Here is a 14,794-nt window from a genome sequence, read left to right on the forward strand (position 1 = left end):
TATTTGTACAGTATATTTAACAATGAAAAAGATGCAAAGCAAAATGATGAAAATCAGAGGAACTAAGTTTTAGGTGCTTGATTTAGATACAAAAAAAGCCGCTATTAAAGCGACTTTTTACGATTGGTTATAATATCAACTACTTAGGTTGAGCATCGATACATTGGCCATTAATGTCCGTCACACTTGGGTTCATTAAGTGTAGGTACAGCGGTATGATGTCGAGTGGCGTTTTTAGCTTATTCGCATCTTCTCCAGGGTACGCTTTTGCACGCATACGTGTTTGAGTGCCACCTGGGTTGATTGCGTTAACACGGATATTTGTGTCTTCAAGCTCGTCCGCTAGGATTTGCATCATACCTTCGGTAGCAAACTTAGAAATTGCGTAAGTGCCCCAGAATGCACGGCCAGAGTGACCAACCGTTGAAGAGGTAAATACGATACGACCCGCTTCTGCTTTCTTAAGTGCAGGCAGTAGTGCTTGAGTCATCAAGAACTCAGACTTCACATTGATCTGCATAACATCATCAAAGGTTTCTTCATCAATCTGCTCAAACGGGCTCAGAGTACCTAAAACGCCAGCGTTATGAAGTAGACCGTCTAAACGACCGAACTGCGATTCAATGGTTTCAGCCATATCAACGTAGTTCTGTTTTGTCGCGCCTTTTAAATCCAATGGGATAATTGCAGGCTGCGGGTAACCAGCGCTTTCGATTTCATCGTAAATGAATTCTAGGTTTTTTACATTGCGGCCTAACAGAATGACAGTTGCGCCATGTTGAGCGAAGCTTAGTGCAGCTTGGCGACCAATGCCAGCACCGGCACCTGTAACCAAAATTACTTTATCTTTGAGGGCATCTGTAGAGATTGGGTAATCCACTGTGCTTATCCTTCTTTCTTTATTATGTTCGTCATTCCATTGATGTTTAATCACACAGATAACCGCAGGAATGATGAGAAATTCTTGGTAATCGTGACAAGATGGTTACAATACACTAATTCATACAATAGGGGATATGACATTGGAATTTTTGTTGGACTACGGCCTGTTTTTAGCCAAGATTGCGACCATTGTAATCGCCATCATCGCAATTTTAGTGATTGCTAAATCTGTGGGTGGGAAATCAAGCGCGATTAAAGGTGAGCTGGAAATCACGAACCTATCTGAACACCATAAACAGACGATTGAACAATTAGAGCACCATCTACACGACGATGCTTTCATCAAAGCCCGTGATAAAGCAGAAAAGAAAGCGGAAAAAGAGAAAGTAAAATCACGCGGTAAAGAAGTGAAGAAAGCAGCGAAAGAGGGGGAGCTTGATAGCAAGCGTGAACCACATCTATTCGTTCTTGATTTTAACGGCAGCATTGATGCTAAAGAAGTGGCTTCATTACGTGAAGAGGTAACGGCGGTTCTGGCTGTGGCTCGTGAAGGCGATGAAGTATTACTTAAGCTTGAGTCTGGCGGTGGCATGGTTCACGGCTATGGCTTGGCGTCTTCTCAACTTGATCGTATCAAAGCAGCAGGTTTGCCTCTGACTATCTCGGTAGACAAAGTAGCAGCAAGTGGCGGTTACATGATGGCATGTATCGCAGACAAAATCGTATCTGCACCTTTTGCTATTGTTGGCTCTATTGGCGTTATCGCTCAATTGCCAAACTTCAATAAACTGCTGAAGAAACACGATATCGAGTTCGAACAGCTAACGGCAGGTGAGTACAAACGTACATTAACCATGTTTGGTGAGAACAGCGATAAAGCACGTGAGAAATTCAAAGAAGAGTTAGAAGAGACACATGGCCTATTCAAAGACTTCATTCGTGACCATCGTCCTGCGTTAGATCTTGAAAAAGTAGCAACTGGCGAACACTGGTTTGGCACGCAAGCACATGAACTTGGGCTGGTGGATGAGATCTGCACTTCTGATGATTTAGTCGTAGAGGCATGTAAGAACAAAACGGTTCTAGCGATTCACTACGTACAGAAGAAAAAGCTTTCAGACAAACTAGCGGGCGTGGCAGGCAAATCTGCAGACAGCGTGCTGATGAAACTGATTGAACGCGGCCAAAAGCCAATTGTTTAAGTTTATTCAGTTTTAGCTCTAGCTCTAGCTTTAGTGGCTCACGTCTATTTAAAGACGTTTGAGCCTTAAAAAGAAAGCGCATAAGTCATCAGACTTATGCGCTTTTTTATTGCTCCACTTCCGAGCGGGTTGACCACTATGGTGTAGGGGGAGCGGAGTTTTATTGCCATCACCGATGAACTGCGATTGGTATTAAATCTTGGCTCCATAGTCATTACGTTTTGGACAAGTCGTCAGAATCTCTCTATGACCCGTATCTTTGAGCTCTTCCAAAATCACATCAAAGCCCCACAAGCGATAGAGATGCTTCATCACTTCGTCGTAGCCTTTATCAAGCGGGATACGGTCATGAGGCACATACTGGAGTGTCATTGAACGATCGCCGCGTACATCTACATTGAACGCCTGAATGTTGGGTTCAAGGTTGCTGAGATTGTATTGCGCCGCAAGCTTCTCACGAATCAGGCGATAGCCCGGGTCATCATGTATAGCACTTACTTCAATGGTGTTTTTTCGGTCATCATCAAGCACTGAAAACAGCTTAAAGTCACGAATGATCTTTGGAGAAAGATATTGGCTAATAAAGCTTTCATCTTTGAAGTTGTGCATTGCAAAGTGCACTGCCTCTAACCAATCACTTCCGGCGAGTTCAGGGAACCACTCTTTGTCTTCATCGGTTGGCTCTTCACAAATGCGTCGGATGTCTCTAAACATCGCAAAGCCAAGCGCATAAGGGTTTATCCCGCTGAAATAAGGACTGTTGTAGGCAGGTTGTGCGACGACACTGGTATGGCTGTGTAGGAATTCTAAGATGAACTTATCACTCACCAAGCCTTCGTCGTAAAGGTGGTTAAGAATGGTGTAATGCCAGAAGGTTGCCCAGCCTTCGTTCATGACTTGAGTTTGTTTCTGAGGGTAGAAGTACTGGCTTACCTTGCGAACGATACGAACACACTCACGCTGCCAAGGTTCAAGCAGTGGTGCGTTCTTCTCGATAAAGTAAAGAATGTTCTCTTGAGGCTCGCTAGGAAAGCGGATTTTGGTTTCTTTTTCCTTGTCTTGATTTTTAGGCACAGTTCTCCACAGCTCATTGACTTGAGATTGTAGGTAAGCCTCTCGCTCTTCCTGCCTTGCGGTTTCTTCAGCAATGGAAATCTTCTCAGGACGTTTGTATCGGTCTACGCCGTAATTCATTAATGCATGGCAAGAATCAAGGAGCTGCTCAACCTCAGCGACGCCATATTTCTCTTCACAACCACTGATATACTTCTTAGCGAACAGCAAGTAATCGATGATGGAACCGGCGTCTGTCCAGGTTTGAAACAGGTAGTTGCCTTTAAAGAAAGAGTTGTGGCCGTAGCAAGCGTGAGCCATTACCAGAGCCTGCATCGTTACCGTGTTCTCTTCCATCAGATAAGCGATACAAGGATCTGAATTGATCACAATTTCGTAGGCTAAGCCCATTTGGCCATGCTTGTAGTTTTGCTCGGTTTGAATGAATTTTTTACCAAAAGACCAGTGGTTGTAATTGATAGGCATACCAATGCTTGAGTATGCATCCATCATCTGCTCTGAAGTAATCACTTCAATTTGGTTCGGATAAGTATCTAAACGGTAATGCTGCGCCACACGCTTAATTTCGACGTGATATTTCTCCAATAGGTTGAACGTCCAATCTGGACCATCAGGCAGCATCTTGTCGTTTTTTTTCTGTGTAGCCTTGTCTCTATCGGCAATGTTTGATTTCTCTGCAACGTTTGATTTCGCTGTCATGGTAAGCCCCCTTACGCTGTCTCTTTCTGGAACAGTTCTCTAAACACAGGAAAAATATCATCCACCGTCTTAATGTTTTTCATTGCGAAGTTGTCGAAGCTACTCTCGAGTTTTTCGTATTCGTGCCAAAGCGTTTGATGAGAGCGGCGTGTTATTTCGATGTAAGAGTAATATTGGCAAGTTGGCAGAAGCGTATTCACCAGCAGCTCTTTACAACGAGGAGAGTCATCAGCCCAGTTATCGCCATCAGAGGCTTGTGCTGCATAGATGTTCCACTCATTAGCTGGGTAGCGATCTGCAACTATTTCTTTCATTAGTTTCAGTGCACTAGAAACGATGGTGCCACCGGTTTCTTGGGAGTAGAAAAACTCATGCTCGTCGACTTCTTTAGCCTGAGTATGGTGACGAATAAACACAACATCGACGTTTTCGTAGGTGCGGTTTAGGAACAGATAAAGCAGCACGTAGAAGCGTTTTGCGATGTCTTTGGTAGCTTGGTCCATTGAGCCGGACACATCCATCAAGCAGAACATTACCGCTTGGCTAGATGGAATAGGGCGCTTCTCATAGTTTTTAAAACGTAAGTCGAAGGTATCAATGAATGGCACGTTTTCAATTTTTTTGCGTAGCTCGGCAATCTCTTCTTTTAAGCGACTTTCTTCGAAGGGTTGTGCCGGTTCCGTCATTTTAACTTGGTCAAGTTGCTCCATCAGTAGGTTAAGCTCGCGCTTTTTACCTGCCGTCATCGCGGTTCTACGAGCTAGAGATTGCTGCAGTGAACGAACAATAGCGATGTTGGATGGAATCCCCGCACTTTGGTAACCAGAGCGGTGGGTTTTCCATTCGGTGATTTTGTTGACCTGATTTTTCTCTAGATTAGGCAGAGCTAAATCTTCAAAGAGAATATCAAGATACTCATCTTTTGAAATTTGGAAGGTAAATTCATCTTGGCCTTCGCCATCAGGGCTTGCATCGCCTTGGCCAGAACCACCACCTTGACCGCCACCTTTAGGGCGCTCAATTTTGTCGCCAGTGATGAACTGATCATTACCAGGGTGGACACGTTCTCTTACGCCGCCTTGACCTTGGTGAAAGCTTGGCTCTTTGATGTCTTTATGAGGAATAGTAACGTCTTCACCAGTTTCAGTATTGGTGATTGAACGTCGGTTGACTGCATCGGCCACAGATTCTTTGATTTGCTCTTTATGGCGTCGTAAGAATCGCTGTCTATTTACAGCACTCTTATTCTTGCCATTGAGCCTCCGATCGATAAATTGTGCCATAAGAACTCCCTCTCAGCTGATGTCACGATCCTACTTTTTATTAGTGTATAAGAGTTATTAGGATATAAGAGTTATTGGTTTGTACGAGCTGCTCACGTGAGCAGCTCAATACAGTTTGGTTTATGAGGATTTACGAACTCTTAGATACCACTCAGATAGCAGTCTAACTTGTTTCTCGGTGTAGCCTTTTTCCATCATACGAGCAACGAAGTCGTCGTGTTTTTTCTGATCATCCGTTGAGGTCTTAGCATTGAACGAAATAACAGGAAGCAGTTCTTCGGTGTTAGAGAACATTTTCTTCTCAATCACAGTGCGCAGTTTCTCGTAGCTGGTCCAAACTGGGTTTTGACCGTTATTGTTCGCCTTGGCACGAAGCACAAAGTTAACAATCTCATTTCGGAAGTCTTTAGGGTTACTGATACCGGCTGTTTTCTCTATTTTCTCTAGCTCACCATTTAGAGATGCACGGTCAAATAGCTGGCCTGTTTCTGGATCGCGGTACTCTTGGTCTTGAATCCAGAAGTCTGCGTAGGTTACATAGCGGTCGAAGATATTCTGACCGTACTCAGAGTAAGACTCTAGGTAAGCAGTTTGAATCTCTTTACCGATGAACTCTACGTAACGTGGCACTAGGTATCCCTTCAAGAACTCTAGATATTTCTCAGCGGTCTCTTGAGGGAATTGCTCACGTTCGATTTGCTGCTCAATAACGTAGAACAGGTGCACTGGGTTTGCGGCCACTTCGGCTTGGTCGAAGTTGAATACTCGAGACAGAATCTTAAAGGCGAAACGCGTTGATAGCCCAGACATTCCTTCGTCAACACCCGCATAATCTCGGTACTCTTGGTAGCTCTTCGCTTTTGGATCGGTGTCTTTTAGAGTCTCACCATCGTAAACCCGCATTTTTGAGAACAGAGACGAGTTCTCAGGCTCTTTCAGTCTAGATAAGATACTGAATTGCGATAGCAGATCGAGTGTGCTTGGCGAACAAGGGGCTTTGGATAGCTCACTGTGCTCAAGCAGTTTTTGGTAGATCTTAACTTCTTCAGAGACGCGCAGACAGTAAGGGACTTTTACAATGTACACACGGTCGAGGAAGGCTTCGTTGTTTTTGTTGTTACGGAAGGTCTGCCACTCGGATTCGTTCGAGTGAGCCAGAATCATGCCGTCAAATGGCAGTGCAGAAAGCCCTTCGGTACCGTTGAAGTTACCTTCTTGTGTGGCCGTTAGTAGTGGGTGTAATACCTTGATTGGCGCTTTAAACATCTCCACGAATTCCATAACACCTTGGTTAGCTTTACATAGCGCACCAGAGTAGCTGTAGGCATCAGGATCATCTTGAGAGAAGTGCTCAAGTTTACGAATATCTACTTTACCAACAAGAGATGAGATATCTTGGTTGTTTTCATCACCAGGCTCTGTTTTCGCGATCGCAACTTGATCGAGGATAGAAGGGCGCAGTTTGATGACTTTGAATTTGGAAATATCACCGCCAAAATCGTGTAGACGTTTCGCTGCCCACGGAGACATAATTGAGCGAAGATAGCGTTTCTCAATGCCATATTCGTTCTTCAATAAGTCGCCGTCTTCGTTAACGTCGAATAGACAGAATGGGTGATCGTTTACTGGGCTTCGTTCACCGTCAGCAGACAATACATAGATTGGTAGTTTCTGCATCAGGGCTTTGAGTTTTTCAGCGAGAGAAGATTTACCACCGCCCACAGGGCCAAGTAGGTAAAGGATTTGTTTACGTTCTTCTAAACCTTGCGCAGCATGTTTTAAGTAAGAAACAATCTGTTCAATCGCATCTTCCATACCGTAGAAATCTTTAAATTCGCTGTAGCGTGAGATGACACGGTTCGAGAAAATACGACTCAGTTGAGGGTCTTGAGCAGTGTCAATAACCTCTGGTTCGCCAATGGCTAGTAATAAGCGCTCGGCAGCATTAGCGTAAGCACTTTTATCGTCTTTACACAGCCCTAAGAACTCCTGCAATGTCAGCTCTTCTTCCTTGGCTGCTTCATAACGTGATTGATAGTGGTCAAAGATACTCATAGTCACATTCCCCTTGTTAACCAGTCAAAACTGACGAGCGATTGAAAAATAGGCTCTCCCTACATTTTAAGGTTAGACCCGCTTCCACAATTTTGCTTAACAATTATGTATTTATTTACAATTTTGCGTGTGAAAAACGTGGCGAGCGCAATAGGCAACTTGAGGCGCGTAGAATCAAATTATTTTACATTCGAGGGGATCTGGCCGTTTGTTTTGAGATTTTAGGTTGCTTAATAATACCCGTGCTGGATTTATGTATGTTAGATACATAGCCGAGCCTTATTGATAATCTTGCATGATGAACGGTCTAATGCGCTTGGCTATCAGAAAATAACAAGAGAATGTGAGAATGGTTTATCAAAAAAGTCGTTATTGATTCTCATTATGTTTGAAATGGTAAATTGATACTCTAGAAGGTTACTGCGTTATTTGACGCTGCTTGCGTTTTCTAGTTCAAGTGATTCGAATAAAAAAAGGGTTACTCATGATGAGTAACCCTTTTTCTTGAAACTTTTTAAAAGTTATCGCTGATCTATTAACGAATTAAGCGCTAAAGATTTGAGATAGCTCTGTCGCACATAGGTGGTACTGACGAGGGCAGTTGCGCCATGTTGTTAGCATGCGACGGTACTTCTCTAGCATTGGCATCTGGCTATTGAAGTGGTGATCGGCTTTGTCGAATTGAGGGTAAAGACCTTCAGAATCAACAAGGAAACGCACGTAGTGTACGATCTGCGCTTCAGAAGCGATATCAAAACCTAAGAACTGCAGGCGACGTTGGTCTACTTCAGCACGCTCTTGCTCTGCAAGCATTTTGTTCGACTCTTGCATTGCATGGTACATCTCCATGATGTCGATAATTTCGCGACATTCTGCTTCAGTCAAACAACCAAACTCTTTGTTAAGCTCACGCATTTGGAGTTCGTAACCACGTTCTACAATCGTTTGTAGACGTTGGTATTTAGCGGAGTTCTCAGGATCCATTTGAGACATTAGGTAGTATTGATTTGATAGAATTAGACGCTGAGCATTGGTCATTTCCATGGGAGGAGCCTCACTAAAAAACTAAATGTTGTATTCTTTTGTTGCAGTAAGAGTAACAGCATTCCTACGAGTGGAAACATGATCTCAACACGGATTTAATATGATTTTTTGAATTGATAAACAAAAGTTGTAAAGAAAAGTGAAAGGATTGTTTGGCTCGAAAAGAAAACGCCCCAATCGAAATTGAGGCGCTTGAAATCACTATGAACGTCAGTCTAGATTAGTATTTTACGTTTGAATGGTACTGGCTAAGAACAGCAACAATCTCGTCCATTTTCTCTTTGCTTGGCGGGTTTGTACCTTCAAGAGGGTAGTCAAAACCAAGTGCTTCCCACTTATGTGCACCAAGCTTATGGTATGGAAGCAGTTCTACTTTCTCGATGTTATCCATGTCTTTGATGAATTCGCCTAGCAGATGAGCATCTTCAGGTGTGTCCGTGTAGCCAGGGACAATCACATAACGAATCCACGTCTTCTTACCGATTTTGTGTAAGTAGCGTGCGAAATCCAGAGTACGTCTGTTTGATACACCAATGAAATCGTGGTGAATCTCATCTCGCATGTGCTTAAGATCCAACATAACTAGATCTGAGGCTTCTAGGACTTCATCAACCACTTCAGTGTGCTTACGAATGTAGCCATTAGTATCAAGACAAGTGTGGATGCCTTCAGCTTGAGCTGCGCGGAAAAAGTCACGAACAAACTCAGGTTGTAGCATCGCTTCACCACCAGAACAGGTGATACCACCGCCCGATGCTTTCATGAAATGACGGTATGATTTTGCTTCGTTGATGATCTCTTCGACCGTTACTTCCTTTCCGTCATGAAGATCCCATGTATCACGGTTATGACAGTACATACAGCGCATTAAGCAGCCTTGAAGAAACACAATAAAGCGGATACCAGGGCCATCGACAGTACCACAAGATTCGAATGAGTGAATGCGACCAGTTGTAGACATGAGCTATTCTCGTAGAGGAATTTATACCGTTTATTTTATTACAAAAACGGTACATAAAATAGGGTCAAATGGTAACGAGACCTTTAAAAATAAAGGCAACCACCTGTGAAGATGATTGCCTTTATTAAACTTGAAAAGTAAAGGACGAAAGCCCTTACTGGTGGCTAGAAGAAAGCAAACATTGTGATACCGCCAGTGGTGTACACTGACTCTTTCGCTTCTTCGTAATCCGGTGTTTTTGCGGTTAGCGCTAAAGAGGCACCAACGTATCGGTTATACCAAGCGACACCCAATACAGCAGTTGCTTGAATGTTCTCTAAAGTCACATCGTAGATCGCTGGATCTTCGTTGTTTTTATTAGCGTACTCATCAACACCTGAGCGATCGCCTTCGATAGTCAGGTCGTTGAATCGGTAGCGACCTTCGAGGCCTGCATAGGTAAACCAACCAGCGTTTGATGCGCCGATCATGCCCGGTTTGAATGGGTTTTCTGTGGTGATGTTAGCTGCACCAAAGTTACCGCCTAAGTCTGTACCCCAACGAAACATGAAGCCCGTTGAAATGTCACTTCTAAAGTTACCGACGTTGATTTCAGAAACGTTAGAGATTTCGTAGTCAGTATTCGCAAGAGCTTGATTACGCATTAGGTTGAAATGGCTTAGGTAACCAACGCTTCCCGCCCATTCATCATCGACTTGGTATTCCCAACCCATCGGCTCATCCGACTTAGTGATTGAGTGAACCAGCTTTTGAGCATCTTCAGACAGTGCACGTTCGCCCGTAGTACCAAACGTGATATTAAAACGCTGGGCTTGCTGTGGGTTTAAGCTGATGTAATTGAATTCAGTGTGAAGGTAACCTGCGTATGGGCGATCATTAGGCGATGGCGTTTCTAACTCAATGTCAGAAGGCGTATACATCTTGTGGCCAATGGTGATTTCCCACTTGTCTAGAGAGCTTGCGCCCCAGTAGGAAAGACTCAATGGTTTTACCCAGTTATATGGCGTAATACTTGATGATGTGTAACCCAGAAATAAGCCGTTGGTATAGTCTTGGTCGACACCAAAAATACCATCATTATCTAAAGCAAAAGTTAACGTAGAACGCTCAGAGGCTAAAGATGAGAAAGAGAGAAGAATCAGGGGTAAACAACGCAGGTATTTCATGGAGCAGTTACTCTTAAATTATGAACCGCGATATTACCGTAATTTGACAGAATTTGTGGAAAAAAAGTGAATGGCAGGGTGCTTTTTTGCTCAACCTAACATTTCGCGGGATAGGTGAGTGTAGTGCGATTTATTTCAGATATAAAAAAGCCCCGCACATTGGCGAGGCTAATATTATTTACTGTCTATTGAGCGTGAGCTTATAGAGACTCAGTAAATGTACGTGCGATTACGTCAGCTTGTTGCTCTGCAGTTAGAGAGTTAAAGCGAACAGCGTAACCAGATACACGGATTGTTAGCTGAGGGTATTTCTCAGGGTGCTTAACTGCGTCTTCAAGAGTTTCGCGGTTAAGAACGTTAACGTTAAGGTGTTGACCACCTTCAATGCCAGCTTCGTGGTGGAAGTAACCATCCATTAGGCCTGCAAGGTTAGCACGTTGGCTGTCTTGTTCTTTACCTAGTGCGTTTGGCACGATAGAGAACGTGTAAGAGATACCATCTTGTGCGTCAGCAAACGGTAGTTTACCTACAGACGTTAGTGAAGCTACAGCGCCTTTCTCATCACGACCGTGCATTGGGTTTGCACCAGGAGCGAAAGGAGCGCCAGCACGACGACCGTCTGGAGTGTTACCTGTTTTCTTACCGTAAACCACGTTAGACGTGATAGTAAGAACTGACTGTGTAGGGATAGAGTTACGGTAAGTCTTAAGCTTACGGATCTTGTTCATGAACGTAGAAACTAGTTCACAAGCAATATCATCTACACGAGAGTCGTTATTACCGTATTTAGGGTAATCGCCTTCAATTTCGAAGTCAGTTGCAATGCCATCTTCGTCGCGGATTGGTTTAACAGTCGCGAACTTGATTGCAGACAGTGAGTCAGCTGCAACAGATAGACCAGCAATACCACAAGCCATTGTACGACGAACGTCACGGTCATGAAGAGCCATTAGAGACGCTTCGTAGCTGTACTTGTCGTGCATGTAGTGAATGCTGTTTAGTGCAGTCACGTATTGCTTAGCTAGCCAGTCCATGAAGTGATCTAGACGGTCCATTACTTTATCGTAATCAAGAACAGCGTCAGTCATTGGAGCTTCTTTAGGACCAACTTGCATCTTAAGTTTTTCGTCCACACCGCCGTTGATTGCGTAAAGCATTGTTTTCGCAAGGTTAGCACGAGCACCGAAGAACTGCATTTGCTTACCAACGATCATTGGAGATACACAACAAGCGATAGCGTAATCATCAGACTCAAGGTCAGGACGCATTAGGTCATCATTTTCGTACTGGATAGAAGAAGTATCGATAGATACCTTCGCACAGAAACGTTTGAAGCCGTCAGGTAGTTGCTCAGACCAAAGAACAGTGATGTTTGGCTCTGGAGAAGGACCCATAGTGTATAGAGAGTTTAGGAAACGGAAGTTCGAACGCGTTACTAACGTACGACCGTCGATACCCATACCACCCATAGACTCTGTTGCCCAGATTGGGTCGCCAGAGAATAGCTCATCGTACTCAGGAGTACGTAGGAAACGAACCATACGCAGCTTCATTACGAAGTGGTCGATCATTTCTTGTGCTTGGTCTTCTGTGATTTTGCCAGCAGCGATATCACGCTCGATGTAGATGTCTAGGAAAGTCGAAGTACGACCTAGAGACATTGCAGCACCGTTTTGAGATTTAACAGCAGCTAGGTAGCCGAAGTAAGTCCACTGGATAGCTTCTTGAGCAGTTTGAGCTGGCTCAGAGATATCGAAACCGTATTTCTCAGCCATTTGCTTGATTTGACCTAGAGCACGATGTTGCTCAGAAATCTCTTCACGCAGTTGCATTGTTTCTGCTAGGTTTTCACCGTTTTCGAATTGCTCTTGAAGAGAAGCAAACTGAGCTTGCTTGTCTTTCATTAGGAAGTCGATACCGTAAAGTGCAACACGACGGTAGTCACCAATGATACGACCACGGCCGTAAGCATCAGGAAGACCAGTCAGAACACCAGACTTACGACATTTTAGGATATCAGGAGTATAGATATCGAAAACGCCAGCGTTGTGTGTTTTACGGTATTCTGAGTAGATTTTTGAAACCATTGGGTCAAGAGTTTCACCGTATGCTTTACAAGAACCTTCAACCATACGTACACCACCGTTAGGGATGATTGCACGTTTTAGTGGCTTCTCAGTTTGTAGACCAACGATAGTCTCAAGATCTTTCTCGATGTAACCTGCATCGTGAGCAGTAATGGTAGAGATAACAGAAGTATCGAAGTCTACAGGTGCTTTAGTTGCGTTTTCCTGTTTGATACCTTCCATTACCGAAGACCAAAGCTTGTTAGTTGCTTCAGTACCCTCAGAAACTAGGAAAGACTCGTCGCCTTCATACGGCGTGTAGTTCTTTTGAATGAAATCACGAACGTTTACTTCGCTTTGCCACTCACCTGCAGCAAAATCTTCCCAAGCTTTAGCAAATTGCTCTGCCATGACATACCTACCTTTTTAGTAGAAAAAATACGTACATTAACACTGTTGAGCCAGCGCCCCTCGTAAGGGTAGTACACTCTTATTAATAACAATATATATGAGCATATAAGCATCATATGGTTATATATATTGTCACTACCTTTTATATGTTGTCTTTACTCTATGTATTCAAGACTACGCTAAAAAATTTCTGCAAACCTTAAACTAAATCAATAAATGCCAAAAAAAGTTGAAAAAATTTGAGTGGCAGGGGTTGCCACCCAAACTTTTTTTTAATCCCAATACTACTTTTGTGTAGTAAGGACTATTATAGCCAAGCTTTTAGACCATACTGACCTTCTAGCATACCAACTGCAAGCATTGCCACTAGACAGATAACTAAAACGCCAACAGGGATAACAATCTTATCTACAAATGATAGACGCTTTGCACGCTCTTTATCACCAATTAGACCATTATTATCAAGAAGCATAGTTAGTGCCCATGCTAATACTGGGTTAACAACCGCTGAACCAAAGATACAGATACCAGCCGCTTGAGAATCTTTTGAATCCTTAACCATTTGCATACCTGCTTCAAGTAGAGGTAGAGATACACCTACAAGTAGCGCAACACGCATCACTGGTGGCCAGACTGCTACGTCCATCGGGAAACCAAGAATCGCAACAATAATACATAGAGAACCAAGCAAGATTGCGCCGCCAGGGATTGGACGTTTCGCGATTGCTGCTGGGATCATGTAAGTACCCCAAGAAGATGTGATGTTACCACCACCTACTGCAGTACCGACCATTTGACGAACAGAACACATCGTCATTGTGTCATCTACGTCCATCAGAACTTTTTCAGAACGTTTAGGGTAGTTCAGCTCTTGGAAGATACGGTGACCTAGGAAGTCTGGTGACCACATTGCTACTGCAAGAATAGCGAACGGTAGCGAAGCGATGAAGTGCTCAACATTTGGCAAGCCAAGCATCCAACCTTCAGAAGTCGAACCCCACCAGTAAACTGGGTTTAGGTTTGGAATGCCCATTTCAGTTTCGAACACGATATCGAAACCAGCGCCTAATGCTAATGCAATAGCAAGGCCTGTAAACGCACAAACTGGAATAGCTAACCAACGCTTGTTCACTTTTGCTAAGAAAGCGTAGATAGCAATAGTAATAGCAAGAACGATAAGACCCACGTAACCCATGCTACCCGCTTCAACAGTAGAAGATTGAAGACCAACCGCCCATGCTTGAATTGAGTTGATTTGGCTCATGGTACCGGTTAAGCCTAAGAATATGAGCAAGCCACCTGCTGTACCTTCAGAAGTTAGGTTAACAAGTTTAGATCCGCCTTTTAGGAAACTTAGGATGAGACCGAACACACCGATCAGGATGGCCAATGCAAGAGGGTGAGCACCAGCGAGAGCGATGGTACCGATAAGAGGGATCATTGGGCCGTGGTTGCCGGCAAGGTTTGCTTTAGGGTTAAAGAAACCAGAAGCAAGGATACAAAACAGTAGTGCAGGAATAAGCATTTCTACACGAGCGACTTCAATTGCGAAGTCTTTACCTAGGTTTACGTGATCCCAAGCTTGAGTTAGGCCATCAGCCCACGACATCATTACTGCAGAGTACATCGCAATGATACCAATAGTACCAGCAAGTGCAGGAACAAGATCTTCAAGTTCAAAGCGGAAGTCACGACCTGGAAGGTTTAAACCGAAGCGGCGAGGCTTCATGATTTGAAGTTCGTGATCTAGATAATCTGAGCGGCTCTCAAATTCAGAAGCAGGACGGTGTAGCTCTTTATAGCTTTTCTCTTCTACTTCAGAGTTCGCATTATTGACAACGTCTGACATAGATTCCTCATATTTTTTGTTAGTAATTCTAAAATTGAATTCTATAAGTTCGCGTAATTGCGTAATTGCGTTATTTCTTAGTTATAACTCATTAACATTATG

General features: G+C 43.6%; 10 protein-coding genes. 1 reads left to right on the plus strand and 9 read right to left on the minus strand.

Annotated elements, in window-relative coordinates; translation table 11 throughout:
• Positions 1 to 139: 139 nt before the first annotated feature.
• Positions 140 to 880, minus strand: coding sequence for a YciK family oxidoreductase (locus tag AB6D58_RS02645; protein ID WP_050621848.1), 741 nt, complete (start codon positions 878 to 880; stop codon positions 140 to 142).
• A 142-nt stretch (positions 881 to 1,022) separates the two neighbouring features.
• Between AB6D58_RS02645 and sohB the strand changes: the two genes are divergently transcribed.
• On the plus strand, positions 1,023 to 2,084 hold the full coding sequence (sohB, locus tag AB6D58_RS02650; protein WP_371713371.1) for a protease SohB: 1,062 nt from the start codon (positions 1,023 to 1,025) through the stop codon (positions 2,082 to 2,084).
• 192 nt (positions 2,085 to 2,276) lie between these two features.
• On the opposite strand, the gene AB6D58_RS02655 is transcribed toward sohB, so the two are convergent.
• The 8 genes from AB6D58_RS02655 to AB6D58_RS02690 form a co-directional block, all read right to left on the minus strand.
• Positions 2,277 to 3,857 carry a SpoVR family protein gene (locus AB6D58_RS02655; RefSeq protein ID WP_372156459.1) on the minus strand — a complete coding sequence of 527 codons (1,581 nt, stop codon included), beginning with the start codon at positions 3,855 to 3,857 and terminating at the stop codon, positions 2,277 to 2,279.
• 11 nt (positions 3,858 to 3,868) lie between these two features.
• A complete protein-coding gene (locus tag AB6D58_RS02660) occupies positions 3,869 to 5,140 on the minus strand; it encodes a YeaH/YhbH family protein (RefSeq protein ID WP_065676844.1) in 1,272 nt (423 codons plus the stop codon).
• Positions 5,141 to 5,260: 120 nt separating this feature from the next.
• Positions 5,261 to 7,195 (minus strand): PrkA family serine protein kinase, encoded by a 1,935-nt coding sequence (locus AB6D58_RS02665; protein WP_048607448.1) that lies wholly within the window; start codon positions 7,193 to 7,195, stop codon positions 5,261 to 5,263.
• Between the two features lie 543 nt (positions 7,196 to 7,738).
• Positions 7,739 to 8,239, minus strand: a complete 501-nt coding sequence (locus AB6D58_RS02670) for a YfbU family protein (RefSeq protein ID WP_017066932.1) — start codon at positions 8,237 to 8,239, stop codon at positions 7,739 to 7,741.
• 220 nt (positions 8,240 to 8,459) lie between these two features.
• A complete protein-coding gene (gene pflA, locus AB6D58_RS02675) occupies positions 8,460 to 9,200 on the minus strand; it encodes a pyruvate formate lyase 1-activating protein (protein ID WP_010437353.1) in 741 nt (246 codons plus the stop codon).
• Positions 9,201 to 9,364: 164 nt separating this feature from the next.
• Positions 9,365 to 10,366 (minus strand): lipid A deacylase LpxR family protein, encoded by a 1,002-nt coding sequence (locus AB6D58_RS02680; RefSeq protein WP_017063491.1) that lies wholly within the window; start codon positions 10,364 to 10,366, stop codon positions 9,365 to 9,367.
• A 200-nt stretch (positions 10,367 to 10,566) separates the two neighbouring features.
• On the minus strand, positions 10,567 to 12,843 hold the full coding sequence (pflB, locus tag AB6D58_RS02685) for a formate C-acetyltransferase (RefSeq protein WP_017062127.1): 2,277 nt from the start codon (positions 12,841 to 12,843) through the stop codon (positions 10,567 to 10,569).
• Positions 12,844 to 13,150: 307 nt separating this feature from the next.
• Positions 13,151 to 14,692: a DUF3360 family protein gene (locus AB6D58_RS02690; RefSeq protein ID WP_017062126.1), complete on the minus strand. Its 1,542-nt coding sequence runs from the start codon at positions 14,690 to 14,692 to the stop codon at positions 13,151 to 13,153.
• Positions 14,693 to 14,794: the final 102 nt, after the last annotated feature.

This window comes from Vibrio sp. 10N.239.312.D08, assembly GCF_041466145.1.
Taxonomy (GTDB): domain Bacteria; phylum Pseudomonadota; class Gammaproteobacteria; order Enterobacterales; family Vibrionaceae; genus Vibrio; species Vibrio crassostreae_C.